The sequence below is a fragment of the Sulfitobacter mediterraneus genome (assembly GCF_016801775.1).
GTDB lineage: Bacteria > Pseudomonadota > Alphaproteobacteria > Rhodobacterales > Rhodobacteraceae > Sulfitobacter > Sulfitobacter mediterraneus_A.
On sequence record NZ_CP069004.1, the window covers coordinates 1,894,404 to 1,919,717 of the forward strand.

The 25,314-nt window shown below is 59.1% G+C and carries 28 protein-coding genes; 17 read left to right on the forward strand and 11 right to left on the reverse strand.

What is annotated here, in order from left to right; genetic code table 11:
* Nucleotides 1-34: 34 nt before the first annotated feature.
* Nucleotides 35-1,258, reverse strand: a complete 1,224-nt coding sequence (locus tag JNX03_RS09200) for an acyl-CoA dehydrogenase (RefSeq protein WP_203212064.1) — start codon at nucleotides 1,256-1,258, stop codon at nucleotides 35-37.
* Between the two features lie 99 nt (nucleotides 1,259-1,357).
* Between JNX03_RS09200 and JNX03_RS09205 the strand changes: the two genes are divergently transcribed.
* Nucleotides 1,358-2,257: a LysR substrate-binding domain-containing protein gene (locus JNX03_RS09205; RefSeq protein WP_203212199.1), complete on the forward strand. Its 900-nt coding sequence runs from the start codon at nucleotides 1,358-1,360 to the stop codon at nucleotides 2,255-2,257.
* Between the two features lie 90 nt (nucleotides 2,258-2,347).
* A complete protein-coding gene (locus JNX03_RS09210) occupies nucleotides 2,348-2,698 on the forward strand; it encodes a hypothetical protein (RefSeq protein ID WP_203240800.1) in 351 nt (116 codons plus the stop codon).
* A gap of 42 nt (nucleotides 2,699-2,740) precedes the next feature.
* Here JNX03_RS09210 and JNX03_RS09215 read toward each other — a convergent pair whose 3' ends face one another.
* Both JNX03_RS09215 and JNX03_RS09220 read right to left on the reverse strand, forming a co-directional pair.
* Entirely contained in the window at nucleotides 2,741-3,406 is a 666-nt protein-coding gene (locus JNX03_RS09215) for an SOS response-associated peptidase (protein ID WP_203212066.1), read from the reverse strand.
* A gap of 104 nt (nucleotides 3,407-3,510) precedes the next feature.
* Nucleotides 3,511-4,536 (reverse strand): alpha/beta hydrolase family protein, encoded by a 1,026-nt coding sequence (locus JNX03_RS09220; RefSeq protein WP_203212067.1) that lies wholly within the window; start codon nucleotides 4,534-4,536, stop codon nucleotides 3,511-3,513.
* A 145-nt stretch (nucleotides 4,537-4,681) separates the two neighbouring features.
* Between JNX03_RS09220 and JNX03_RS09225 the strand changes: the two genes are divergently transcribed.
* Nucleotides 4,682-5,716, forward strand: a complete 1,035-nt coding sequence (locus tag JNX03_RS09225; RefSeq protein WP_203208796.1) for a helix-turn-helix domain-containing protein — start codon at nucleotides 4,682-4,684, stop codon at nucleotides 5,714-5,716.
* A gap of 124 nt (nucleotides 5,717-5,840) precedes the next feature.
* Here the strand turns inward: JNX03_RS09225 and JNX03_RS09230 are convergent, their stop codons facing one another.
* Entirely contained in the window at nucleotides 5,841-7,397 is a 1,557-nt protein-coding gene (locus tag JNX03_RS09230; RefSeq protein ID WP_203208797.1) for a bifunctional metallophosphatase/5'-nucleotidase, read from the reverse strand.
* 158 nt (nucleotides 7,398-7,555) lie between these two features.
* Here JNX03_RS09230 and JNX03_RS09235 point away from each other — a divergent pair, with 158 nt between their 5' ends.
* Genes JNX03_RS09235 through arsC form a run of 4 tightly spaced genes read left to right on the forward strand, consistent with a single transcriptional unit; the run spans nucleotide 7,556 to nucleotide 9,715 of the window.
* Nucleotides 7,556-7,906: a DUF952 domain-containing protein gene (locus tag JNX03_RS09235; protein WP_203208798.1), complete on the forward strand. Its 351-nt coding sequence runs from the start codon at nucleotides 7,556-7,558 to the stop codon at nucleotides 7,904-7,906.
* Nucleotides 7,903-8,334: a DUF1330 domain-containing protein gene (locus JNX03_RS09240; RefSeq protein ID WP_203208799.1), complete on the forward strand. Its 432-nt coding sequence runs from the start codon at nucleotides 7,903-7,905 to the stop codon at nucleotides 8,332-8,334. The genes JNX03_RS09235 and JNX03_RS09240 overlap by 4 nt, the downstream gene beginning before the upstream one ends.
* A complete protein-coding gene (locus tag JNX03_RS09245; RefSeq protein ID WP_203208800.1) occupies nucleotides 8,331-9,374 on the forward strand; it encodes a quinone-dependent dihydroorotate dehydrogenase in 1,044 nt (347 codons plus the stop codon). Before JNX03_RS09240 ends, JNX03_RS09245 begins: the two co-directional genes overlap by 4 nt.
* Nucleotides 9,371-9,715 carry an arsenate reductase (glutaredoxin) gene (arsC, locus tag JNX03_RS09250; RefSeq protein WP_203208801.1) on the forward strand — a complete coding sequence of 115 codons (345 nt, stop codon included), beginning with the start codon at nucleotides 9,371-9,373 and terminating at the stop codon, nucleotides 9,713-9,715. Before JNX03_RS09245 ends, arsC begins: the two co-directional genes overlap by 4 nt.
* A gap of 123 nt (nucleotides 9,716-9,838) precedes the next feature.
* On the opposite strand, the gene JNX03_RS09255 is transcribed toward arsC, so the two are convergent.
* The 3 genes from JNX03_RS09255 to JNX03_RS09265 are packed head-to-tail and all read right to left on the reverse strand — an operon-like array spanning nucleotide 9,839 to nucleotide 12,122.
* Nucleotides 9,839-11,191 (reverse strand): MATE family efflux transporter, encoded by a 1,353-nt coding sequence (locus tag JNX03_RS09255; RefSeq protein WP_203208802.1) that lies wholly within the window; start codon nucleotides 11,189-11,191, stop codon nucleotides 9,839-9,841.
* Complete coding sequence (locus tag JNX03_RS09260) at nucleotides 11,191-11,703, reverse strand: PaaI family thioesterase (protein WP_203208803.1); 513 nt, start codon at nucleotides 11,701-11,703, stop codon at nucleotides 11,191-11,193. Before JNX03_RS09260 ends, JNX03_RS09255 begins: the two co-directional genes overlap by 1 nt.
* Nucleotides 11,700-12,122 (reverse strand): PaaI family thioesterase, encoded by a 423-nt coding sequence (locus JNX03_RS09265; protein ID WP_203208804.1) that lies wholly within the window; start codon nucleotides 12,120-12,122, stop codon nucleotides 11,700-11,702. Before JNX03_RS09265 ends, JNX03_RS09260 begins: the two co-directional genes overlap by 4 nt.
* A gap of 119 nt (nucleotides 12,123-12,241) precedes the next feature.
* Here JNX03_RS09265 and JNX03_RS09270 point away from each other — a divergent pair, with 119 nt between their 5' ends.
* A complete protein-coding gene (locus JNX03_RS09270) occupies nucleotides 12,242-12,616 on the forward strand; it encodes a MerR family transcriptional regulator (RefSeq protein WP_203208805.1) in 375 nt (124 codons plus the stop codon).
* A 27-nt stretch (nucleotides 12,617-12,643) separates the two neighbouring features.
* Here the strand turns inward: JNX03_RS09270 and JNX03_RS09275 are convergent, their stop codons facing one another.
* Nucleotides 12,644-12,862: a hypothetical protein gene (locus JNX03_RS09275; RefSeq protein WP_203208806.1), complete on the reverse strand. Its 219-nt coding sequence runs from the start codon at nucleotides 12,860-12,862 to the stop codon at nucleotides 12,644-12,646.
* A gap of 79 nt (nucleotides 12,863-12,941) precedes the next feature.
* Nucleotides 12,942-13,700, reverse strand: a complete 759-nt coding sequence (locus JNX03_RS09280) for a helix-turn-helix transcriptional regulator (RefSeq protein ID WP_203208807.1) — start codon at nucleotides 13,698-13,700, stop codon at nucleotides 12,942-12,944.
* Nucleotides 13,701-13,976: 276 nt separating this feature from the next.
* On the opposite strand from JNX03_RS09280, the gene JNX03_RS09285 reads away from it, so the two are divergent.
* From JNX03_RS09285 to JNX03_RS09320, 8 genes are all read left to right on the forward strand, one after another.
* Nucleotides 13,977-14,378: a MerR family transcriptional regulator gene (locus JNX03_RS09285; RefSeq protein WP_203208808.1), complete on the forward strand. Its 402-nt coding sequence runs from the start codon at nucleotides 13,977-13,979 to the stop codon at nucleotides 14,376-14,378.
* A 54-nt stretch (nucleotides 14,379-14,432) separates the two neighbouring features.
* Nucleotides 14,433-16,214: an acyl-CoA dehydrogenase C-terminal domain-containing protein gene (locus tag JNX03_RS09290; protein WP_203208809.1), complete on the forward strand. Its 1,782-nt coding sequence runs from the start codon at nucleotides 14,433-14,435 to the stop codon at nucleotides 16,212-16,214.
* Nucleotides 16,215-16,262: 48 nt separating this feature from the next.
* On the forward strand, nucleotides 16,263-16,475 hold the full coding sequence (locus JNX03_RS09295) for a hypothetical protein (protein ID WP_203208810.1): 213 nt from the start codon (nucleotides 16,263-16,265) through the stop codon (nucleotides 16,473-16,475).
* Nucleotides 16,476-16,509: 34 nt separating this feature from the next.
* Nucleotides 16,510-17,658, forward strand: coding sequence for an acyl-CoA dehydrogenase family protein (locus tag JNX03_RS09300; protein WP_203212200.1), 1,149 nt, complete (start codon nucleotides 16,510-16,512; stop codon nucleotides 17,656-17,658).
* Nucleotides 17,659-17,828: 170 nt separating this feature from the next.
* Complete coding sequence (locus JNX03_RS09305) at nucleotides 17,829-18,467, forward strand: glutathione S-transferase family protein (RefSeq protein WP_203208811.1); 639 nt, start codon at nucleotides 17,829-17,831, stop codon at nucleotides 18,465-18,467.
* An 11-nt stretch (nucleotides 18,468-18,478) separates the two neighbouring features.
* Complete coding sequence (locus JNX03_RS09310) at nucleotides 18,479-19,690, forward strand: acetyl-CoA C-acetyltransferase (protein WP_203208812.1); 1,212 nt, start codon at nucleotides 18,479-18,481, stop codon at nucleotides 19,688-19,690.
* 21 nt (nucleotides 19,691-19,711) lie between these two features.
* On the forward strand, nucleotides 19,712-21,916 hold the full coding sequence (locus tag JNX03_RS09315) for a 3-hydroxyacyl-CoA dehydrogenase NAD-binding domain-containing protein (RefSeq protein WP_203208813.1): 2,205 nt from the start codon (nucleotides 19,712-19,714) through the stop codon (nucleotides 21,914-21,916).
* 144 nt (nucleotides 21,917-22,060) lie between these two features.
* Nucleotides 22,061-23,326 (forward strand): cytosine deaminase, encoded by a 1,266-nt coding sequence (locus JNX03_RS09320; protein WP_203208814.1) that lies wholly within the window; start codon nucleotides 22,061-22,063, stop codon nucleotides 23,324-23,326.
* On the opposite strand, the gene JNX03_RS09325 is transcribed toward JNX03_RS09320, so the two are convergent.
* A complete protein-coding gene (locus tag JNX03_RS09325; RefSeq protein ID WP_203208815.1) occupies nucleotides 23,316-24,230 on the reverse strand; it encodes a DMT family transporter in 915 nt (304 codons plus the stop codon). The genes JNX03_RS09320 and JNX03_RS09325 overlap by 11 nt on opposite strands.
* Nucleotides 24,231-24,296: 66 nt before the next feature.
* On the opposite strand from JNX03_RS09325, the gene JNX03_RS09330 reads away from it, so the two are divergent.
* A complete protein-coding gene (locus JNX03_RS09330) occupies nucleotides 24,297-24,653 on the forward strand; it encodes a winged helix-turn-helix transcriptional regulator (RefSeq protein ID WP_203208816.1) in 357 nt (118 codons plus the stop codon).
* 10 nt (nucleotides 24,654-24,663) lie between these two features.
* Here JNX03_RS09330 and JNX03_RS09335 read toward each other — a convergent pair whose 3' ends face one another.
* Entirely contained in the window at nucleotides 24,664-25,311 is a 648-nt protein-coding gene (locus tag JNX03_RS09335; RefSeq protein ID WP_203208817.1) for a sulfotransferase family 2 domain-containing protein, read from the reverse strand.
* Between the last annotated feature and the right edge of the window lie 3 nt (nucleotides 25,312-25,314).

Here is a 25,314-nt window from a genome sequence, read left to right on the forward strand (position 1 = left end):
TTTGAGGGGGAGGAACGCCCCCTCAAACCCGTCTTTAGAAAAACGCCTGAAGGCCAGTTTGCGCACGCCCCAGGATCAGCGCATGCACATCATGGGTGCCCTCATAGGTGTTCACTGTCTCCAGGTTCATCATGTGGCGGATCACTTGGAACTCACCGGAAATCCCGTTGCCGCCGTGCATGTCACGGGCATGCCGCGCCACTTCCAGCGCCTTGCCACAATTGTTGCGCTTGACGATCGAGATCATCTCGGGCGCGGCATTGGCCGCATCCATCAAACGCCCCACCTGAAGCGAGCCTTGCAGGCCGAGGGAAATTTCGGTCATCATATCCGCCAGCTTTTTCTGGAAAAGCTGGGTCTGTGCCAAGGGCTTGCCAAACTGTTTGCGGTCCAGACCATATTGGCGCGCCGCGTGCCAGCAGAACTCGGCCGCGCCCATCGCGCCCCAGCTGATGCCGTAGCGTGCGCGGTTCAGACAGCCGAACGGCCCTTTGAGACCCTGCACATGTGGCAGCAATGCATCCTCGCCCACTTCAACATTGTCCATCACGATCTCGCCGGTGATCGACGCCCGCAGCGACAGCTTGTTGCCAATCTTGGGGGCAGACAGCCCCTTCATGCCTTTTTCCAGCACGAAACCGCGGATCTTGCCGCCATGCTCTTCGGACTTGGCCCAAACCACAAAGACATCGGCAATCGGCGCGTTTGAGATCCACATCTTTGATCCGGTCAGCTTATAACCCGTTGCGGTTTTCACGGCGCGGGTTTTCATGCCTGCCGGGTCAGACCCCGCATCCGGCTCCGTCAGACCAAAACAGCCGATCCATTCACCGCTGCACAGCTTTGGCAGGTATTTCTTGCGCTGCTCTTCCGAGCCGTAGGCGTAAATCGGATACATCACCAGACTGGCCTGCACCGACATCATCGACCGGTATCCGCTGTCCACACGCTCCACCTCACGTGCCACCAGCCCATAAGACACATAGCCGCCGCCCAGCCCACCGTATTCCTCGGGTATGGTCACACCCAAAAGGCCCATGTCGCCCATTTCTTTGAAGATGGACGGGTCGGTCTCTTCGTTGGCAAAGGCGTCAATGACCCTTGGTTGCAGCTTTTCCTGCGCATAGGCGCGGGCGCTGTCTTGGATCATGCGTTCATCTTCGGTCAGTTGATCAGTCAGGCGGAACGGGTCCGCCCAGTCAAATGTGCCCAGATCGGGGGCATCCTTGGCACGCAGTGCAGGCGCATCAGCGGTCATATCTAGTCCTTTCAAAGGTCGGCGATTTGGCGGCAGTATTGCAAAACCGTGCCGCAAACACTATCGCTGCTTTGTTCTGCATTCATGAGAAAAAGTCATATGATCGCCCCGCGCCGGTTTTTGCCCTCGATCTCTGCCCTGCTCGCCTTCGAGGCCGTGGCCCGCCTTGGCAGCGCCACGCGGGCCGCGCATGAATTGTCGCTGACCCAAAGCGCGATCAGCAGGCAGCTCAAGACCCTGGAAGACCAGCTTGGTGTGCCGCTGCTCGCGCGTCAGGGGCGGCAATTGACCCTGACCGAGGCAGGTCATTCCTATGTTGGAGAGGTCCGCGCGATCCTGAACCGGCTCGCGCAGGCCTCTGTCTCGGTGCGCACCAATCCTGTCGGCGGCTCGCTGAACCTCGCCATTCTGCCGGCTTTTGGCATGCATTGGCTGGCCCCGCGCCTGCGCGATTTTGCCCGCAGTCATCCCGAAGTGACCGTCAACCTCAGCACACGCCTGCAACCTTTTGCCATTCAAGACAGCGCTTTTGACGCAGCGATCCATTTCGGGTTCGAGGATTGGCCTGGCGTGAACTACCTGCCCTTGATGCCCGAAACCGTGGTTCCGGTTTGCGCCCCCGACCTGCTTGAGGCGCCCCTGACCGATCCACAAGATATCCTCAACCATCCCCTTTTGCATCTGGAAACCCGGCCGCGCGGCTGGGCCCGATGGCTGGCCGCATTGAAGGTTGAGGGCGATCCGCCCACGGGTATGATGTTCGATCAGTTTTCCACCATGGCCCAGGCGGCCATTCATGGGCTTGGCGTTGCCCTGCTGCCAACGTTTTTTGCAGAGCCTTATCTGCGCGACGGCCAATTGCAGCTTGCCTCGCGCGAGACCACCCAGAGCATCGGCAGTTACTATCTGGTCTGGCCGCTTGACCGGCCGGAGGGCGCCGCGCTCTCCTCATTTCGGGACTGGCTGTCGGAACAGGCAAAACTGCCCCTCCGCGACTGAGGTTTGCAAAGTTTACGCCAAAATTTTGCCCCATTTGATCGATATAGACAATTCACGTGAACGGTGGGGGCCGTTGAAAGGAGCACTTCGATGCTTAACTCATTTCGCATGAGCACATTTGCTATTGCCACCGCAGCCGCTTGCATCGCAAGCCCTGCTGTATCGGCAGAGCACACCGTGTTGATCGAGGACGGCGGGTACTTCCCGACCATCACCTATGCGATGCAGGGTGATACAATCGTTTTCGTCAACGACAGCAACGCCACACAAACAGTGTCCGGTCCAAATGACAGCTGGACCTCAGGTTCGATCCCTGTCGATGGCAGCTTTGCACTGGCGTTGATGGAAGACACACCGCTGACCTTCAATGGCGGCGTTGACCTTGAAGGCTTTGATATCGAAGGACAAATTTCCTACGATCCGGCGCCGCTCGACGAATAATCAAATTCTCAGGCCGCAGCCAGACTGCGGCTTTTGACGGCGCTAGATGGGCTCGATCAATTCGGGCCCGGACGCCCGGTTTGAATTTACCGCACGGTCCACCCTGTGCCACTGCAAAAGGTCATCTTTTGCAGGCTGCATGAGTGTGGCCGCCCCTTTGCCTTGTTCGCCCAACCACAAGGGCCAATCGTCTTCGTCGAGGATCACCGGCATCCTGTGATGGATCTCCTGCATGGGCGTATTGGCTCCGGTGGTCACTATTGCACAGGTGGGAATCACATCCCCGTCGGGCGTTTTCCAGTTTTGCCAAACCGCTGCAAAGGCCAGCGGTGAAGTGTCGCGACGGGTGATATACCAAGGGTCGCGCCCCCCTTCGGCATCCTTGGTCCATTCATAGAACCCGCTACAGATGATCAACCCGCGCCGTTCCCGCGCCGCTGTGCGAAAGGCGGGTTTTTCGGCGATGGTTTCGGCCCGTGCGTTGATCAACAAGGGACCGCCTGCCGGTTTTTTGTACCACACCGGAATGAACCCCCAGCGCATCGCGCCCAGCCGTCTGTGACCTTCCGCATCCGAAGTCACAATATGCACATCCATGGTCGGGCAGACGTTGTAGTTCGGCACGCTTGGCAAGGCATTGGCGGGCGCCGCGGCAAAAATCTGCGCCATCGCATCATGCGGCAATGTCACTGCCATCCGTCCGCACATAATCTTGCCCTCCCCGCCAACAATCACAGTTTAGCGAGGAGGCGAAGAACTGACTAGGGCGACGGACCATCCCTGACCCGCCGCCCATTGCCTTGGTCGGAAGCTTATTGGAACTGTGCCACGGTCGCCTTGAGGATCATGGCATGGTCCTGCGCCCGTGCGGCCCCACCATCGCGGCAGATGATCTCATCGCCCGGCTCTTCGGTTTGCAGGATCTCGAAACCGGCCGGCTTGCAGATGCCCATGAAATCAAAATGCGACAGGGTTGCCGGCTCAAGATATGTGACCTCTTCCGCAGGCAGCAAAGCGGACAGCGCCCGCGATTCCGTATCGAGGTTCATTCCCGCGATGTCCACCGGCGCGCCCATCACCAGCATTGGCCGTTCAATCGCGGCAAGGCTCTGGGCCGAAAAGGTTTGCGTGCCGCCAAGATCATACACCGCAAAGGCCTTGATCCGTGGATCGGACAAATCCTGTGCCATCTGAATGCGATCATCGTCTGATCGCGCCACCTTCCAATTGGCCAAGGCTTTGCACCCGATATCAGCCGCATCACTTGCACAGAACGCATCAAATGCCGCCGGATCAAACCGCCCGCCTGCCAACGCCACGGCAGTGAACCCGCCCAAGGAATGTCCCGCCATATAGATCCGGTCCGGATCGATATGGGCAGAGAGCGCGGGATCAGACAACGCGTGATCTATCACGCGGCTTATGTCGCGAGGCCGGTCCCACAGCGCCCGCGCATGATCTTCGTCACGAAGCCAGGTCGATGTGCCCGGGTGGCTGATCGCGGCCACAATGTATCCCTCACCCACCAGCGCATCCGCAAGCCAGGTTTGGTTCATGGCATTGCCATACATACCGTGGGACAGCACGACAAAGGGATGCTTGCCAGCCTCTGGCGCCGCATCCTTGATGACGTCGATCCCCTCCCAAACGGCATTGGTGTGGACTGTCTCGGCGGTGCCGGTCTGCGCAGTGGGATACCAGAAAAACCCGCTGAGCGGGCGGTCGCTGCGGCTGTCTGAAACGGTCAGCTCAGCCAGTCCGGTGTGATCGGCATCTGCATGGGCAACCCCCGCACAGAGCGACAATGAGAGGGCGGTGATGTGAAACAGGTTCTTCATGGACGTGATCCTTTTTGGGTGTCGATGCATCCCAAATTGCCAAGCGAACCAAGCAAAACAATGGGTTGAGGGGGGCAAACCTGTCCTCTATCACGATCTAGGACAGGTCTGACGCAATCGAGGACATCAAAGAGGGGCCATAGGGATGATTTCGCTACCATTGCCGGTGTTGGCTGCTCTGCTGTCTCTGGTGATTGCACCTCTGATGCTGCGGCTTGACCTGGGCCGGCGCAGTGCGGCGGTGTATTTTGCCCTGCTGTTTGCCGGTTTTGCCTTGCAATCGCTGTTGGTTGGTCTGCGCTTTGGCTACGGCATCGAGGATTTCATCACATTTCAACGGGTGCTGCCGCTGTCGGTCGGGCCGCTTTTGTATCTTGGGTTTCTGTCACTGGCGCTGCCCGCCAAAGACCTGCACAGGCAGGCATCATGGCATCTGGGTGCAGCGCTGTTGTTGGCTTTGGTGCTTGGCCTCTTTGCCAATATCTACCGCGACTTCGATCTGGCGATCAGCCTCAGCTATCTGATCTACATCGCCTTGCTGATCCGCCTGTCCCGAAGGGGGCCAGACCACCTGATCTTTGCCCGCCTCGACATTGCCCGCCCGGCGCAGCGTTGGATGTTGCTGGGGGCGGGTTTGCTCTTGATCTTGCTGATACTGGACACCGCGATTGCGCTGAATTTCGTTTTCGCCCGCGGCAATCACGCCACTGCGATGGTGTCGCTTGGATCGCTCATGCTGATTGGGTTGCTGTTGCTGATCCTCACGCGCATGCCCAGCATTCTGGCGCCTGAACAATCGGCCCCTGCCCCCGCATCGGAAAGCCCGGCCCGAAATGAGGCAGACCTCGAACAGCGGGCCCGCGAGATGCTGCTCAAAAGCCAGATCTATCTGGACCCCGATCTGTCCCTACAAAGGATTGCCCGCCGCCTGTCCGTGCCCGAACGCAGCCTGTCAACGGCGATCAATCAAAGCCAGGGCATGAACATGTCGCAATATGTGAACGGTTTCCGTTTGGGCCACGCCGCCCGCCTGCTGCGCGACACCAACGACAGCGTATCGCAGGTCATGTCCCAAAGCGGGTTTCTGACGCGATCGAACTTCTATCGGGAGTTTCAGCGTGTGTATCAGCAAACGCCCGCGCAATATCGGGACGAGGCGGCCGCGAAGACGAAAGGCTGATTGGGGTGAGGCCTGCAATTGCCGCTACTCAATCACAGCGCCCCGCTTGCCCCTTTACGGATTAAATTAAAAGGGACGCGCCCCAATGGAACGCGCCCCTTTCTCACAAACATGACGTCTGCGTTTACTTCACAGTGATACGGCCATCCGTATAGGGCTTGTATGGTGCATTCGCAGCCAGATATTCCGCCGTAACATCTGCAAGATCTGGCCCGAAGTCATAGGCATTGTCGGCGTCTTTGAACATCTTGTAGCCGTCGCCGCCGTTGCGGACATAGTTGTTGGACACAACGCCATAGACCTTGTTCAAATCAATCGGCGCACCGCCGACCATCACGTCACTGATACGGCTGCCCGCTTCGGCTTTGCCGTCAAAGGCATAGGTCATGCCCGCAACCTGCGGGAAACGACCTGCACCCTCTTCGACCTGGCTCACACCGTTTTCCAGCGCTTCAACCAATGTGGCACCCGTCACCTGGAAGGTGGACAAGGTGTTCTGGAACGGCAACACGGTCAGCACCTCGCCCATCGTCACTTCGCCCGCCTCGATGGAGGCACGGATGCCACCGCCGTTCTGGATCGCCACGTCGATGCCCTGATCCTTGACCCGCGCCAGCATTGCATCGGCGATCAGGTTGCCCATGGTGCATTCCATTGCGCGGCACACCGCACGGTCGCCGCCAATGGCCTCATCGGTCTGGGCCACAACCTTGTTGCGGATCTCTTCAAGCGGGACAGCCGCCTCTGCGATGCGGGCAACTGTGCCTTCGTCTTCGGTCACGGCCGCATCCATGATCAACGGTTCACCCTTGGCCTCGGTCAGATTGCCCGCGTCGTCAAAGGTGACGTTCAATTCACCGAGGAACTTGCCATAAGCATAGGCCTGCACAATCGCGGTGTTGCCCACCATTGTCGGATACGGCCCCTGCGCACGGTCATTGGTGTTGGACAGAAGCGTATTGGAATGCCCGCCCACGATCACGTCAACGCCCGTGGTTTCAGCCGCGACTTTTTGATCGACGACATAGCCGGAGTGGCTGAGCACGATGATCTTGTTCACGCCTTCAGCGGTCAGTTTGTCCACCTCGCCCTGCACCGCTTGCACCGGATCAGTAAAGACAATGTTTTCGCCGGGGCTGGCCAGCTCGTGCGTGTCATGCGGGGTCAGGCCGATCAGGCCCAGCTTCTCGCCGCCGCGTTCGATCACTGTAGATTTTGCCAGTTTGCCCGCCAGCAACGGCTCCCCCGAGACATCGGCATTGGACATCAAAACCGGAAATTCCACCGCATCCATAAATCCGCGCAGAACCTCTGGACCGTCGTCAAACTCGTGGTTGCCCACGGTCATCGCGTCATAGCCCATCTGGTTCATCATCTCGGCGGCCAGCGCGCCCTTGTAATAGGTATAGAACAACGTGCCTTGAAACTGGTCGCCGCCATCCACAAGGATCGAGTTGTTGGTCCGGCCACGCGCTGCCGTGATCGCAGTCTGCAAACGTCCAGAGCCGCCAAAGCATTTGCCCTCGCCATTGTCCTCGGCGGAGCAGGGTCCGTCGTATTTGCTGATCGGCTCAAACCGGGCGTGGAAATCATTGGTGTGCAAAATCGTCAAATTGTAATCGGCTGCGGCCATGGTGCCGGTCAGTGCCAGCGCAGCTGTGGCAGTCAGGAATCGTTTCATCGGTTTTCCCCTATTGGATTTGTTATGCCCGCATGGTGGCGCGAGGGCGCTGCGCTGTCAAAGATGTTATGCACGCCTGGCGCGATACCCCTGCGTCAAAGCGGCAAGATCAGAGCGATCCACTTGACCCCATGCGCGCCCCAAGGCATCAGGATGATATGCTGATTTTCAAGATATTCCGGTCCGATGAATGGGCCGCGCTGCGCCGCGATGGAGAAACCACGGGCGCACCCATTGATGTGGCCGATGGCTATGTTCATTTCTCGACCGCAACCCAGGCCGCCGAAACCGCAGCCAAGCATTTTGCCGGCGCAGAGGATCTGCATCTGATCGCTATTGATGTCGAGGCGGCGGGTGATGCCTTGCAATGGGAAGTGTCGCGTGGTGATGCGCTGTTCCCGCATTTGTACCGAAAGATGACTATGGACGATGTGGTTTGGGCGCAGCCCCTGCCTCTGGTGGACGGCGTGCATCAGTTTCCTGCAGGGCTGGAAGAGGCGAGCGAATGACCAGGCATATTGATCCTGATCGCGCCCAGTTTGATGCGTTTAAGAACCTAAATCGCGAAACGCCTATCGAAATGGTCAATCTGGTCGCCCTGAACGATCTGGCCAACTATCCTGGCGATCATGAACTGGCCCGCGATGGCCTGACCGGTGCGCAGGCCTATGGCCACTATGGCAAGCAAAGCGCGCCTGTGCTGGCCAAGGTTGGCGGCAGTATCCTGTGGCGCGGCAAGTTCGAGACCACGTTGATCGGCCCCTCTGACGAAGCCTGGGATCTGATGTTTATTGCCCGCTATCCGAACGCCCATGCCTTTCTCGCGATGATCTCTGATCCTGACTATCAACAGGCTGTTGTTCACCGGCAGGCGGCGGTCAAAACTTCCCGGCTGATCCGGGCTGGCGCATTGCCTGTGACGGATGAATTTGCATGAACGCGCTGCTGGAACGGCTTGGCCTCGCAGCCCTGCGCAAGATTGATCCCGAGGCCGCACATGGGCTGGCAATCCGCGCCTTGCAATTGGGGCTGACCCCTGCACCTGGCCCGGCGACGTCGCCCCGTTTGAAAACCACGCTTGCGGGATTGGAGCTGCCCAATCCGGTTGGTCTCGCCGCAGGGTTTGACAAGAACGCCACCGCAATTGCCCCCCTGTCCCGCGCCGGTTTCGGATTTATCGAGGTGGGCGCCGCAACGCCGCGACCTCAGCCAGGCAACCCGAAACCGCGCCTGTTTCGCCTGACCGACGACCGCGCCGCGATCAACCGCTTTGGCTTCAACAACGACGGCATGGAGGCGATCATCGCCCGCCTTGCCCGGCGCGGCGCGGGCGTTCCGGTGGGGCTGAACCTTGGCGCGAACAAAACCAGCACCGATCGCGCTGCCGATTTTGCCAAAGTCATGACCGCTGCACGGGACCACGTGGATTTTGCAACGGTGAATGTCTCTTCTCCCAATACGGAAAAGCTGCGCGATCTACAGGGCAAGGCGGCCTTGGCGGGCTTGCTGGACGGGGTTATGGACGTGCGCGGGGCAACGCCTGTATTCCTGAAGATCGCGCCGGATCTCACCCCTGCCGAGATCGAGGATGTGGCAGATGTGGCCAACAACGCAGGTGTTGCCGCGATCATTGCCACCAACACCACGCTTGACCGCGACGGGCTGAAAAGTCCGCACAAAGCCGAGGCCGGCGGTCTGTCCGGTGCGCCGCTGTTCGACAAATCCACACGCGTTCTGGCGCGGCTTTCCACGCTCACGGACATCCCGTTGGTGGGTGTGGGCGGGATCGCCAGTGCGGAACAGGCCTATACAAAAATCCGCGCAGGCGCATCTGCGGTGCAGCTCTACACCGCGCTGGTTTATGGCGGGCTCTCAATGGTATCCGAAATTGCGACGGGTCTCGATGACCTGCTGGCCCGTGACGGGTTTGCCACCGTGGCCGATGCTGTCGGCACTGCAAAGGAAAGTTGGTTATGATCACCATTTGGCACAATCCGCGCTGCTCGAAATCGCGGCAAACGCTGGCCCTAATCGAAGAGGCGGGTGCAGAGGTTGCGATCCGCAGATACCTCGACGATGCCCCGACGGAGGCAGAGATCAAAGCTGTCCGAGCGGCGCTTGGCACGCCGCCACTGATCGAGATGATGCGCAGCGGGGACAAGGCCTTTAAGGATATGGGCCTTGGAAAGGAAAGCTCCGACTCGGAACTACTCAGCGCCATGGCAGCACAGCCTGCGTTGATCGAACGTCCGATTGTGATCAAGGGGGATCGGGCGGTCATAGGCCGACCACCAGAGAACGTCAAAACACTGCTTTAAGGACCGGAGTTTTCAAAAACTCCGAACCGATTTCTTCGAAGAAATCGAAATGGGCGCGCGACGCCTGATCCGCACCACACCGGAAATTTCAAAATTTCCGGTCCGTTTTCTTTAGGAAAACGACTAGACTGCCGCTTCCAGTTTCGGGTATCGCCACGCCAAGGTTGCAGTCCGCGCCACGAAAGAAATCAAGATCGACACCCAAAGCCCGTGATTGCCCAGCCACGGCACCAAGATCAACGCCGCCGCTGCATAGATCACGAATGACACAAGCATCATGTCACGCATGTCGCGCGACCGCGTTGCTCCGATAAAGATCCCGTCCAGCATGAACGCCCCGCAGCCCAGCACCGGCATCAAGACCACATAGGGCAGGAATTCCCGCGCGGCCATGCGCACGTCGGGCGCGGTGGTCATCAGATCGATCAACCACGGACCCGCGATCCAAAAGCCGATCATCAACAATGAGCAAATGAAAAACGCCCAGCCAGAGGTCAGCACCGCCCCGCGCCGCAGCACACCGCGCCGCCCTGCGCCAAAGGCCTGACCCACGATCGCCTCGGCGGAAAACGCAAATCCATCAAGGGCATAGGAGGTGATCATCAAGAACTGCATGAGCACCTGATTGGCCGCCAATGTGACATCACCAAACCCCGCCCCGACAAACAGGAAGGTCACGAACATCGCCTGAAGCAACAGCGACCGCAGCAGAATATCCACATTCAGCTGCATCATCCGCACCCATCTGGCGCGGGAAAAGACCTGCAGCCGATCGCGCCATGCGCCGCTTTGGAACACGCCCCGACAGAACCACAGCCCCAGCGCGGCACCGCTCCATTCGGCGATAAAGGTCGCGAAGGCCACGCCGCTCACGCCCCAGCCGAGACCCAGCACGAACCACAGATCCAGCAGGATATTCAGCCCGTTCATCCACAGTTGCAGCACCAGCACCGCACGGGTGCGTTCCTGCGCAATCAGCCAGCCGGTGATTGCATAAAGGGATATCGCCGCCGGGGCAGACCAGATACGCACCGCCATATATTGATGGGCCAGCGTTTCGACCTCTGCAGATCCCGGCGCGAGCCGAAACGCGCCCCAGAACAGCGGCAGTTGCAGGGCCACCAAAACCGCACCCGCCCCCCCACCAATCATCAAGCCACGACTTAGCAGCGCAGCCACCTCGGCCTGATCGCCCTGCCCTGCGGCCTGCGCGGTCAGACCAACAGTACCCATGCGCAAAAAGCCGAAGATCCAGTAAAGCGCCGACAGGATGATCGCGCCCAGCCCTACCGCGCCGATGGGGGCTGCCAGCCCCATCTGCCCCACGACACCGGTGTCCACCGCACCAAGGATCGGCACCGTGGCATTGGACAGCACAATCGGCAGCGCAATATGCAACACACGGCGGTGAGTCACCGCCTCTTTCGGGCCAAGCTCCCTATCGCTCAGGTCGGCATCTTGCAGCGGGTCTGTCATTAACCCTGCCGCGTGGGCAGCACAAAGTGGCCGGTTGCCTGGGCAAAGAGTTTGCTGCGGTTGTCCTGCCATGCCTCGACATGCACCGACGCATAACGCCGGCCAGACCGGTTGATCCGCGCCCGTGCATAGGCATCACGTGGCAGCCCTGTCCGCAGATAATCCACGGTAAAATCGACCGTTTTGGGCAGGCGCGGCAGGTGGGAATGATCTAGATTGTTCACATCCAACGCGCCGCTTTCCATATCTTCCCAGATCAATCCCCAGCTGAGGGTGATAATCGCGGTCACCTCCAAAAAGGCCGCCGTGGCCCCGCCGTGCAGGGCCGGCAGAATGGGATTGCCGATCAGGGATTGGTCAAACGGCATCACGGCCGTCAGCTCATCCCCCCGGCGTTCAAACTCAATGCCCAAAAACTGGATGTAGGGCACCCCTTCGACCATGGTGCGCAAAACTGCATCACGTCGTTTTTTGACCACTTGAACAGGCTCTGGCGGGCGGCGATTGCTCATTTTTTGCCCTCCACAGTAAAGGTGCCGGTCGCGATGGCGACCGGATTTTCGTTGTCATCATCTGACGCGGCAGCGCGGACAAAAGCAACGGAGCGCGTGACGTGATAGCAGGTGGCGCGGGTGGTGATTGTCTGCCCCGGCGTCGCAGCACGCAGATATTCGATCCGCAGATCAAGCGTCGCGGTGCCGGCCGGATTGCTGGGATGGCTCATGACCGCCGCGCCGCAGCTGGTGTCCATAAGCGCCGACACCGCACCACCATGCACAACCCCGGTCTTGGGATCGCCAATCAGTTTATCCGAATAAGGCATCGAAATCACGGCGGTGCCATTGTCCAGTTCATCCAGATGCATGCCCAGCGCCACGGAATGCGGCAGGGCCTGAATGAACTGGCGTGCCATCTTGATTTTGTCTGACATGGAAGGTTGGTCCTCGCCTGCGGTTTGGCTCTTTATCATCGCGTGACCAACAAAGGGCAAGCCCGCTGCTTGCGCTTGGCTTGGCATGATCATAGCTTGGTCCAGAGGAGAGACAGAACATGGCAGACGACCGCCTGACATTCAAAGAAATGTGCGCCAAATTTGATGTCACACCGCGGACCCTGCGGTACTATGAGTACATTGAACTGCTGGAACCGGATCGCGAAGGACGGGCGCGGTTTTATGGACCGCGCGAAAGTGCGCGCATGAAATTGATCATGCGGGGCCGCAAGTTCGGCTTTTCGCTTGAGGACATTCGACAGTGGTTGCTGATCTACGAACACGAGGGCACCGAGGCGCAGATGCGGGCCTGGGTCGAAATGGCAGATGGTCAATTGCTTGAGCTGGCGGAGCAGCGGGTGCAACTGGACGAAGCCATCGACGAGTTGCAGAAATTGCGCGACGAAACAGCCAAAACCATTGCGCTGGACTGACCAGACAGGCCGGACGAACAGAACGGCCTAGTTAACCTTTTTTGCGCGTTTGGCCATTAGCCCATCAACGACACGCTGCAAATCCGCAGCAATTGCGATCAGCTCGGAGATGGTTTCACCGCGTGCGGTTTCAGCCAGATCATAGGTGGCCCGTTCAATCAGCATGACGGCCTCTTGCAACTCTTCTGCGGGCCGCGCACGGGCTTTGCATAGCGTGGTCTCGGTCATTTCTACCTCAAAAGCCATTCTGGCTCACAATTCATTGGAAAATGCGTTTAGCGCTAGCTAGGTCTTGCCCAAGGGCGGGTCATGTCACGCAATTGCGTTACACCACCTGTTTGCGGCGCAATTGCAACAAACCTGATCCGAGCCCCCGAACTGCGGCGGTGGTGCGGTCATTGACGTCCAGCTTGTCAAACATCCGGCGGGTCATTGTATCGACCGTATGCCGCGAGATGCCCAGAATCTCGGCGATGACGGAGTTGCTTTTTCCGCGGGCAATCCAGCGCAGCACCTCTAGCTCCCTTGGGGACAGATCCACCTTGGCCCGATCCTGTTCACCCGAGATGGCGCAATAGCGCAGATGGGCAATCTGCGCCGCGCATTGCAATTCAAATATCGCCTCTGCAGTCAGCTTTGGTGTTCCGTCACCAAAGCCAAGACAGACAAGCGCATTGCGCGCGTTCGGCCCGTAGACCTGCAGCGCAATCCCGTCGCCCAGATCGGAAGCCGCCCGAAGGGCCATGTAGCGTTGTTGTTCATATGTCAGATTGGCCAGATCGTTGATCTCAGACCAGTAGAAAGGCCGCCCGATCTTGGCTGCAAGTTCCGGCATTGGGTCCAGCAGGCTCAGCTTGCCGTCGATATACTGGCACACCCATTCCTCGGGGTAACCGCTTTGCAGGATGCCCGACTTGCCAATTGTGCCAAGTTCTCTGTTCTCAACTTCGGTGTCGGAATGATAGCTGACCATCGCAATGCCACGACTTTCGAAAAAGCGCACAGAAAGACGCCACAAATCAGCCAGATGATTTGCAGTCTCACAATCTGTCACGAAGTCTTTCAGCGGCGGAACGTCCGTCATGGTCTCCTCCGTTCGACCCATAAAGTAGCACAAATTCAGAAATTGTCAGCCTAAGGGGCGCAAAAGGGGATTCGGCCAGGCAGCGCCTGATACCGCCCCGTCCTCTGAAAAGGCCACCACAAGAATGCGTGAACACAGAGATTTCCGGCGAAAACCTGCGCAACCACCAAAGTGACGCGACGTCCACCTTACGTCAACGTCAATCACTGTTGTAAGAACGACATCGAACGCCCAAATGCGCTTCAGAACGTAGCTTTTCTTACGAAGGAAACGACTATGAATACTGAAACACTCACGATCCGTCAGATGTGCGATGCATTCGACGTGACCCCACGCACACTGCGCTTTTACGAAGCCAAAGAACTGCTTTTTCCGATCCGCGAGGGTCAGAAACGTCTGTTCACAAAACGCGATCGCGCCCGGCTCAAACTGATCCTGCGCGGCAAGCGGTTTGGCTTTAGCCTTGAGGAAATTCGCCAGCTGCTCGACCTCTATCACATGGGCGACCAGCAGCAGACCCAGATCGCCCGCACCTATGAGATTGCCCGCGACCGTCTGGCAGACATGATCTCGCAACGTGATGAGCTGAACGAGGCCATCGATGACCTCAAGGATCAGATCAAATGGGGCGAAAAGATCGTCGCCTCCATGAATCAAAATCGCAAGGCGGCGGAGTAATCCGCCCCTGCCTCAATAATATCAGCTGACCAATCGAGCTTTAGGGAGACACTCATGCCCAGCTACACCGCCCCGACAAAAGACCTGCAATTTGTCCTGCACGACGTTTTGAACATCACCGGATCGACCATTCCCGGCTATGACGAGCTGGAGGCCGATTTCACCTCCGCGATCCTCGAAGAGGCGGGCAAACTCACCTCCGAAGTCCTCGCGCCACTGAACGTGGTGGGCGACAAAGAAGGCTGCCGCCTTGAAAACGGCGTTGTCTATACGCCCAAGGGTTTCAAGGAAGCCTTTGAAAAGGTCAAGGAAGGCGGCTGGCCCGGCCTGGACATGCCCGAGCAATATGGCGGGCAGAACATGCCTTATGTTGTTGGCACCGCAGTGGGCGAGATGTTCTCGGCCGCCAACCAGGCCTTCACCATGTATCAAGGTCTGACCCATGGCGCCGCCTCGGCCATTCTGGCCCACGGCACGGACGCGCAAAAAGACACCTATCTGCCCAACATGGTCTCCTGCGAATGGACCGGCACGATGAACCTGACGGAGCCGCATTGCGGCACCGATCTGGGCCTGATGCGCACCAAGGCCGCGCCACAGGCAGACGGGTCATACAAGATCACGGGTCAAAAGATCTTCATCTCGTCCGGCGAGCATGACATGGCCGACAACATCATCCATCTGGTGCTGGCCAAGATCGAAGGCGGCCCCGAAGGGATCAAAGGTGTTTCTCTCTTCATCGTGCCAAAGTTCATCGTCAACGAAGACGGCTCTTTGGGTGAACGCAATGGCGTTGCGGTTGGCTCCATCGAGGAAAAGATGGGCATCCACGGCAACTCCACCTGCGTGATGAACTATGACGGCGCCACCGGTTATCTGCTGGGCGAGGAACACAAAGGCATGCGCGCCATGTTCACCATGATGAACGAAGCGCGTCTGGGTGTTGGCATGCAAGGTCTCGCTGCGGCGGAAGTGGCATATCAGAATGCTGCCGAATACGCCAAGGACCGCCTGCAGGGCCGTGCCGTGACCGGCGCGGAGCACCCTGACAAGCCTGCCGATCCCCTGATCGTACACCCCGACATCCGTCGCTCGCTGATGGACCAGAAGAGCTTTGCCGAGGGCGCACGCGCCTTCATTCTTTGGGGCGCGACCATGATCGACGCCGCCCACCGCGCGGGCGACAAAGACGCCGACGGGCTGGTGTCATTGCTGACGCCGGTGATCAAAGGCTTCTTGACCGATCAAGGTTACGACATGACCGTGAAGGCCCAGCAGGTCTATGGCGGCCACGGCTATATCGAAGAATGGGGCATGTCCCAGTTCACCCGCGATGCCCGTATCGCGATGATCTACGAGGGCGCAAATGGCGTGCAGGCGCTGGATCTGGTGGGCCGTAAATTGGCTCAGGACGGCGGCAAACATGTGATGGCCTTCTTTGATCTGGTGAAGAACTTCATCAAGGAACATGCCGGTCAGGACGCGGCGTTCGACAAAGACTTCCTCGATCCGCTGAAGGCGGCCAGCAAGGATCTGCAGAGCGCGGGCATGTATTTCATGCAGAACGGCATGAAGAACCCCAACCATGCGCTGGCAGGCTCCAACGACTTTATGCACATGTTCGGCCACGTCTGCCTTGGCCTGATGTGGGCTCGCATGGGTCTGGCCGCAAAAACCGCCCTTGCAGGCGGGACCGGTGACGCCGCGTTCTATGAGACAAAGCTCGCGACAGGCCGCTATTACATGGCACGGCAACTGCCCGCCACGGCACTGCACCTGACACGGATCCAGTCCGGTGCCGATACCGTGATGGCCCTTGACGCCGCGCAGTTTTGAACCTTTCTGGGTGGGGTCACCCCCACCCAGTTCCATGCCGGAGACCCAATGCCAAAACGCTTTCGCCTGACCCGCCGCTTTCCCGTCGCCATGACCGAGGAAGGCTATCGCAGGCTCAAGAAGTTCAGCGCAGAAGCTGGTTTGGACGAGGGTGAGGCGCTGTCGTTTCTGTTCGAGAATTTCAACAGCGTCATGAACGAAGAAAACCTGATCGCGCGCCTGCGCCTGTTCAACTCTGAACTGGACGACCGCAAACGTTGATCCGTGCCACCTTGGGAGGGGTGCAATGACCCAGATGACCGCCACCACATCGACATGGATGACCGACGAACACCGCATGATTGCGGAGATGACGGCGCAGTTCATCACTTCCGAATGGTCCCCCCATTTCGAGAAATGGCGCAAGCAGGGCCAGATGGATCGCGACACCTGGAACCAGGCGGGCGAGTTGGGCCTGCTGTGCCCATCCATTCCCGAGGAATACGGCGGCGCGGGCGGTGATTTTGGCCATGAGGCCGCCATCCTGATCGAAGGCTCCCGCGCCAATCTGGCGTCCTGGGGCAATGGCATCCATTCGGGCATCGTGGCCCATTACATCCTCGCCTATGGCACCGAAGATCAGAAAAAACGCTGGCTTCCCAAGATGGCCACCGGCGAAATGGTTGGGGCGCTTGCGATGACCGAACCCTCCACCGGATCGGATGTGCAGCGGATCAAGACCAAGGCCATCCGCGACGGCAACGCCTACTGCCTGTCGGGCCAAAAGACATTCATCACCAACGGCCAGCACGCCAACCTGATCATCGTGGCGGCCAAAACTGACCCTTCGGAAGGCTCCAGGGGGGTTTCGCTGGTGGTTCTGGAAACAGAGGGCGCAGACGGGTTCCAGCGTGGCCGCAACCTCGACAAAATCGGGTTGCATGCGGCGGACACGTCAGAGCTGTTCTTTGACAACGTCGAAATCCCGCCTGAGAACATCCTCGGCCAACAAGAGGGACAGGGGTTCTACCAGATGATGCAGCAATTGCCACAAGAACGGTTGATCATCGGCTGCGGCGCAGTGGGTGCCATGGAAGGCGCAGTGGAACGCACCATCGCCTATTGCAAGGAACGCGAAGCCTTTGGCGGGCCGCTGACACAGTTTCAGAACACCCGCTTTCAACTGGCGGAATGCAAGACCAAAACCATGGTTTCCCGCGCCTTCCTCGACGAATGCATCGCCGATCATTTGCGCGGCGAACTGACCGTCGAAAAGGCCGCGATGCAGAAATACTGGCTGACCGATACACAGGGCGAAGTTCTGGATGCCTGTCTGCAATTGCACGGCGGCTATGGCTTCATGCAGGAATATGCAGTGGGCGAAATGTGGGCCGACGCCAGGGTGCAGCGCATCTACGGCGGCACCAACGAGATTATGAAGGAATTGATCGCGCGTGGGCTGTAGCCGCCCACCGCGCCAGACGAGAGGAAAGATTGAGTTTTTCTAGAAAAATGAGAACAGGCCCGCGCACCCCTCACGGCTCTGCGCCCCGCCCTGCTTCATTTGGCCAGAAAAATCTCCACGGGGGTCTGGGGGTGTGAAACCCCCAGTGCAACATTCAGGAAGGATCAACAATGACCATCAAACTCCACTGCTTTGGCGAATCTGGCAATGCCTATAAGGCGGCACTGGCGCTGCAATTGTCCGGTCTGGACTGGGAACCGGTGAAGGTCGATTTCTTCGGTGGCGAAACCCGCACGCCCGAGTACCGCGCGACCGTAAATTCCATGGGCGAAGCGCCGGTGATGATCGACGGAGATCTGCGGTTGACCCAATCCGGGGTTATCCAAGACTATGTGTCCGAAAAGTCAGGCAAGTTCGGCGGCAAGGACGACGCAGAGCGGCGCGAGATCCTGCGCTGGGTGCTCTGGGACAATCACAAGCTCAGCTCCATGGCCGGGCTGACCCGTTTCTTGATGAATTTCCTGCCCGCAGACAAACGTCCGGCAGAGGTGATCGCCTTCAATCAAGGTCGCCTCAAGGCGGCCTATGCCGTGCTCAACGATCACCTCGAGGGCCGCGAATGGATTGTCGGCGATGGCGTGACCAACGCCGACCTGAGCTGCTGCGGCTATCTGTATTACCCCGAAGCCTTCGGTTTTGACCGCAAGGATTGGCCCAACATCGACGCGTGGCTCACGCGTCTGTCCAACGAACCGGGCTGGAAAGCCCCATACAATTTGATGCCCGGCAGCCCCGCTGACCGCGCTTGAAGGAGAGAGACATGACCGAAGCTTATATTTATGACGCATTGCGCACACCGCGCGGCAAGGGCCGCAAGGACGGATCCCTGCATGAGGTGACCGCCGCACGGCTGTCCTCACTGACCTTGAACGCCGTAAAGGAACGCAACAACCTTGAAGGCCACGCCGTTGAGGATGTGATCTGGGGCAATGTCACACAGGTGATGGAACAGGGCGGCTGTCTGGCCCGGACCGCCGTTTTGGGCTCTGAACTGGATGAACGCATTCCGGGTCTGGCCATCAACCGGTTCTGCGCTTCTGGCATGGAAGCGGTGAACCTCGCGGCCAATCAGGTCAAAGGCGGGGCCGGCATGGCCTATATCGCCGGCGGCGTGGAAATGATGGGCCGCGTACCCATGGGCAGCGACGGCGCCGCCATTGCCGTCGATCCGAGCCTTGCTATTGACCAGTATTTTGTCCCGCAGGGCATCTCGGCCGATATTATTGCCACCGAATACGGCTTTACCCGCGACGACGCGGATCAGCTGGCCATCGCATCGCAGCAGCGAGCGAAAAGAGCATGGGACGAAGGCCGCTTTGCCAATTCCGTGATCAAGGTCAAGGACCAGAACGGGCTGACCATTCTCGATCACGACGAATATATGCGCCCGCAAACAGACATGCAGTCGCTGGGCAGTTTGAACCCCGCGTTTCAGGCCATGGGTGAAGTCATGCCGGGCTTTGATAAAGTGGCGATGCTGAAGTACCCGCATTTGGAAAAGATCAACCACATCCACCACGCCGGGAACTCTTCGGGCATCGTTGATGGCGCAGCTGCTGTATTGATCGGCAACAAGGAGTTTGGCGAGAAATACGGCCTCAAGCCCCGCGCCCGTATCCGGGCCACCACCAAGATCGGCACCGACCCCACCATCATGTTGACCGGCCCTGTTCCCGCCACGAAAAAGATCCTTGCGGACAATGGTATGAACATTTCTGACATCGACCTGTTCGAGGTCAACGAAGCCTTTGCCTCTGTTGTGATGCTGTTCATGGATGCCTTTGGCGTGGACCATGACAAGGTCAACGTAAACGGCGGCTCTATCGCCATGGGTCACCCGTTGGGCGCCACTGGCGCGATGATCATCGGCACCTTGCTGGATGAGCTTGAGCGGGCGGACAAAGAGGTGGGTCTCGCCACCCTTTGCATCGCATCCGGCATGGGCGCCGCGACCATCATTGAGCGCGTGTAAGCGCGGATCAGGAGACAAGATATGACCGATTTTACAATGACCACCGACAGCGAAGGCGTTGCTGTCATCACATGGGATGTCGCGGACAAGACCATGAACGTGATGTCCATCGACGGGCTGACAGAACTGGACGCGCTGATTGATCAGGCGCTGGGTGACGACGCCGTAAAAGGCATCATCATCACCTCTGGCAAGGACGGTTCCTTTGCGGGTGGGATGGACCTCAACCTGCTGGCCAAGATGAAGGCCGATGCAGGCGACGACCCTGCCAAGGGCCTGTTCGAAGGCACCATGCGGATGCACCATCTGCTGCGCAAGATCGAACGCGCGGGCATGGACCCAAAGACGCTGAAGGGCGGCAAGCCAATAGCCGCGGCCCTGCCCGGCACCGCCGCTGGCATCGGGCTGGAACTGCCATTGGCGACGCACCGGATTTTCTGCGCGGACAACCCCAAGGCACGCATCGGCTTGCCCGAAATCCTCGTCGGGATTTTCCCCGGTGCGGGCGGCACAACCCGTCTGGTGCGCAAACTGGGCGCGATGGCCGCCTCTTCCTTCCTGCTCGAAGGCAAGATGGTTGCCCCTGCCGCCGCCGCCAAGGCCGGTTTGATCGACGAAGTGGCCGATGATCCAATGGCAGCCGCCCGTGAATGGGTGTTGAACGCCAAGGACGCCGATCTGGTCAAACCATGGGATGCCAAGGGCTACAAAATGCCCGGTGGTGCCCCCTATCACCCGGCCGGTTTCATGACCTTCGTGGGCGCCAGCGCAATGGTTCATGGCAAGACCAAAGGCGCGTTTCCTGCCGCCAAAGCCTTGCTTTCTGCCGTATACGAAGGCGCCTTGGTGCCTTTTGACACCGCGCTCAAGATCGAGGCGCGTTGGTTCACCAATGTTCTGATGAACCCCTCGTCCTCTGCGATGATCCGGTCTTTGTTCCTGAACAAGGAAGCCTTGGAAAAAGGCGCTGTACGCCCCGAAGGTATCTCTGACCAGCGCGTGAAAAAGCTGGGTGTTCTGGGCGCTGGCATGATGGGTGCGGGCATCGCTCTGGTCTCCGCACAGGCCGGGATCGAGGTTGTTCTGATCGACCGCGACCAAGCCGCCGCTGACAAGGGAAAAGCCTATTCCGAGGCCTATATGGACAAGGGCATCGCCCGCAAAAAGGCCACGCCGGAAAAGAAAGAAGCCCTGTTGAACCTGATCACGGCAACGCCGGATCTCGATGCGCTGAAGGGTTGCGATCTGATCATCGAAGCGGTGTTTGAAGATCCCAAGGTCAAGGCCGAGATGACCCAAAAGGTCGAAGCCGTGATCCCCGAGGATTGCATCTTTGCCTCCAACACCTCGACCCTGCCGATCACTGATCTGGCAAAGGCGTCCTCACGTCAGGACCAATTCATCGGCATTCACTTCTTCTCCCCCGTGGAACGGATGTTGCTGGTGGAGATCATCAAAGGCGCCAACACCGGTGACCGTGCGGTGGCCAAGGCGCTGGATTACGTGCGCCAGATCCGCAAGACCCCGATCGTGGTCAACGACGCGCGGTTCTTCTACGCCAACCGTTGCATCATCCCTTACGGCAACGAGGCCACACGGATGGTCACCGAAGGTGTGGCGCCCGTGCTGATCGATAACGCCGCGCAGATGCTCGGCTTCCCCGTCGGCCCGATCCAACTGGGCGATGAGACCTCCATTGATCTGGCAACCAAGATCATGCGGGCGACCAAGGCGGCGATGGGCAATGAATACCCGGCCTCCGAAGCGGATGATCTGATTGTCTGGATGGAAGATCTGGGCCGTTTGGGCCGCAAGGCCAATGCGGGCTATTTCGACTATGACGAAAAAGGCAAGCGCATTGGGTACTGGAAAGGCGTCCACGACAAATATCCTTTGGCCGAAGAACAGCCAGACCTGCAAGAAGTGCAGGACCGGTTGATGTTTGTTCAGGTGCTCGAAGCCGTCCGCGCTCTGGAAGAAGGTGTTCTGATGGACATCCGCGAGGGCGACGTGGGCGCGATCCTGGGTTGGGGCTTTGCCCCCGCCACAGGCGGCCCGCTGAGCTGGCTGGACATGATCGGAACGCCTTATGCGGCAGAACGTTGTGACCAGTTGGAAGCGAAGTTCGGCCCGCGCTTTAAATGCCCCGATCTGCTGCGCGAAATGGCTGAGAAGAACCAGACGTTCTATGGCCGCTTTGGCCCGAAGGCCGCCGCAGCCGCGTAAGCTTGGGCACAAGCAAACTGCCATCACAAACGGGGCGCTGCGGCGCCCCGTTTTGCGTCTCAGCGCAACGTGGGCGCTTGACAGGAACGCCCATCGCCGCAAAGTCAACGCTCCACCAACGCAGGGCAAGAGGCGACACCGCATATGGATTTCAAAGATCTGCCCCAAGGGCCGCTCACCCTGAAGAACCTCACAGTTCCAGCCTGTTATCTGGGGCAAACCGGCGATCTGCGCCGCATCGACATCAGCATTGAGAATGGCCGGTTCTGCGGCCTGCATCCACAGGCCGATGTGATAGATATGGGCGGCGCGATGGCCTTTGCGCCCTTCACCGACATGCACACGCATCTCGACAAGGGGCACATCTGGCCCCGCGCCGCCAATCCTGATGGCAGTTTTGACGGGGCGATAGGTGCGGTGCAACCGGACCGGCAGGCCCATTGGTCTGCGGATGATCTGCGCCGCCGCATGGATTTTTCCCTGCGCTGCGCCTATGCCCACGGCACCAGTGCCATCCGCACCCATCTCGACAGCGCTGCCCCTCAGGACGTCATCAGTTGGCCCGTGTTTCGGGAGGTGCAACAAGAATGGGCAGACCGGATCACCTTGCAGGCGGTTTGCCTTGTTGGCTTGGCCGAGGCGGTCACGGATCCCGCTTTTGCCCGCACCGCCGATTTGGTGGCGCAATACGGTGGAATATTGGGATGTGCCACATATCCCATGCCGGACCCGCGCCGCGCCGTGCAAGAATTTCTGACCATCGCCGAGGCGCGCGGCTTGGCCGTTGATATGCATGTGGACGAAACCGCCGATCCCTCCTCCAACTATCTGCGGCTGATCGCGGAAACGGTTCTGGAGATGAGGTTTGATGCCCCGGTCACCGTCGGCCATTGCTGTTCACTGGCCATGCAGGAAGAGGCCGAAGCCAAGCAAACCCTCGATCTGGTTGCCAAGGCAGGTCTCAACGTTGTCAGCCTTCCGATGTGCAACATGTACCTGCAAGACCGCCGGGCGGGGCGCACGCCGCGTTGGCGGGGGATCACCTTGGTACATGAAATGGCGCAGCGCGGGATCAATGTCAGCTTTGCCTCCGACAACACACGCGATCCGTTTTATGCCTATGGCGATCTGGACATGATCGAGGTGATGCGCGAGGCCACGCGCATCGCGCAACTGGACCATTCGAGCTATGATTGGACTCGCGCATTTTCTACCAATCCGGCACAGGCCTGCGGATTTCGCACGCCGTCCCTTGCCATCGGCCAACCCGCCGATCTGGTGATTTGCCGCGCCCGCAACTGGACCGAAATATTGGCCCGCCCGCAATCGAACCGGATCGTGTTGCGCGGCGGCAAGCAGATCGACCGGACCTTACCAGACTATGCCGAGCTTGACCCGATCATGCCTTGATCGCAGGTCTGACCGACGGCTGGCGTTTCGCAGACAGCACAAGATAGACCGCGCCTGAAATGATCCCAAGGGCAAGCATTTGACTGGGCGCGAGGGTTTCGCCCAATAGTCCAACCCCAATCAGACTGCCGCCCACAGGCACGGCAAAGTTGATCTGCGACATCCGTGTTGCCCCGAGGCGGGGCACCAGATGGAAATAGATCAAATTGGCCGCGGCGGTTGAGAAAAGCCCCAGATAGACAACCGCGCCAATGGATCGCGGCGACAAATCAACGCCCGTGATGCCTTTCCCCCAAACCGTTGCGATGACACAGGCCACGATGGCCCCGACCAGCATGGAGCCCGCCGCCATTTCCATTGCTGGCCTTTTCACATATGCTTTGACGTAGATCGTTCCGGCGGCATAACAAAGCGTTGCACCGACGATGGCCAGTTGACCGCTCAGGTCATCGCCCAGCCCAGAAAGAGCCGCAGGGCCAACCAAGGTCACAACCCCGATCAGAGCCAAACCAACCCCTAAAGTCACCCGCGTTGTCAGCCGTTCATCGGCAAAGGTCAAAGCTGCCAAGAGAACGGTGGCCACAGGTGCCACCCCCATCAATATGGACGCCAATGCGCTGTCGACCGTTTGCTCGCCAAAGGTGATCAGTAAGAACGGCACCGTGCTGCCCAACATTCCGGTGATCAGATAAGACGTCCAATCACGGGGCCGCGTTGACAGGCGTTGCCCCCGCAGCATCAAAACCGCAAGGATGACGGCCGCCCCGATCACCATACGGCCCGCCACAAGCGTCATCGGGTCAAGGGTCTCGACGCCCAGTTTGATCACGCCATAAGACGAGCTCCACATCGCGGCGAGCGCGAGCCAAAGCGCGATATCTGAGGGGCTTGCTTTTTGTGACATGGCTGGGGCATCCTTTGCTACGAAAATAATAGCATAGGTTGCTACATTTTTAGTAGCAAGGCCAGAATGACAAAAGACATACGCCTTCCGAAACCCGGAACTGCCGTGCGCGGATCGAAAAGTGGTCAACCCATCATGGTGCTCTTTGACCTGCTCAGCCGTCGCTGGGCGATGGGAATCTTATGGAACCTCAGCGACAAGAACCGCAATTTCAGAGACTTGCAGGCCAGATGTGACAGCGCCTCGCCCAGTGTGCTGAACACCCGCCTCAAGGAATTGCGGGCCGTTGGTTTGGTTGACAGGGCCGATGATGGCTACAGCCTGACGGCAGATGGGCGCGACCTGTTCAAACGGCTGGAGCCGCTGGGGGATTGGGCGCAAGACTGGGTTCCGACCCTGGCGGCGGCTTCTACGGGCGACTGATCCGGCCCCGTTAATCGTAGACATAACCAAATCGCGCGATATCTTCTGCGCAACACTCGGCAACAATTTCGCACGTCGCCGGGGAATAATAGCGCCGGTAATCTGTTTCCCGCACCGATGCATTGCTCTGCGGCAGTTCCAGTTCAAACCCCAGATGCGCCCAAAGCGGTGCGGCATCCTCGGCCAGATGTTCAAGGCGGATGTAGGCGCGGCACTGCTCCGTTCCGTTGAAATCCGTCATATAGCGACGGGCAGGCCACTGGCGCAGACTTTGCTGCGTCTGTGGATCAGATACGAAACCCTCAAAATCCTGCGTCTTGGCCAGCCTGACCGATGCATGATCAAATGTCTGTTCGCGCAGCCAGTGATAATAGCTGACCGTGCGATCCCACGGGTTGCGCACAAGGGTGAAAGTGAAGAGATCCGCGATCTTATCCACACCGATCAATCCATCAATATCGGCCAATGTGCTGTGTTTCCAAAGCCGCCCGGCGGTTTGCACATTCTTGAGGCGACGCCGCCGTTTGACCGCCTTGGGCGTGTCTCCGATCATCACATCGTCCTTCATTGCGCGGCCCTCAAGCGCCAGCGCCATGGAGGTGCCGCCGGTTTTGGGAATATGCACAAAGAGATAGGACCGCCCGCGGCTGATGATCATATC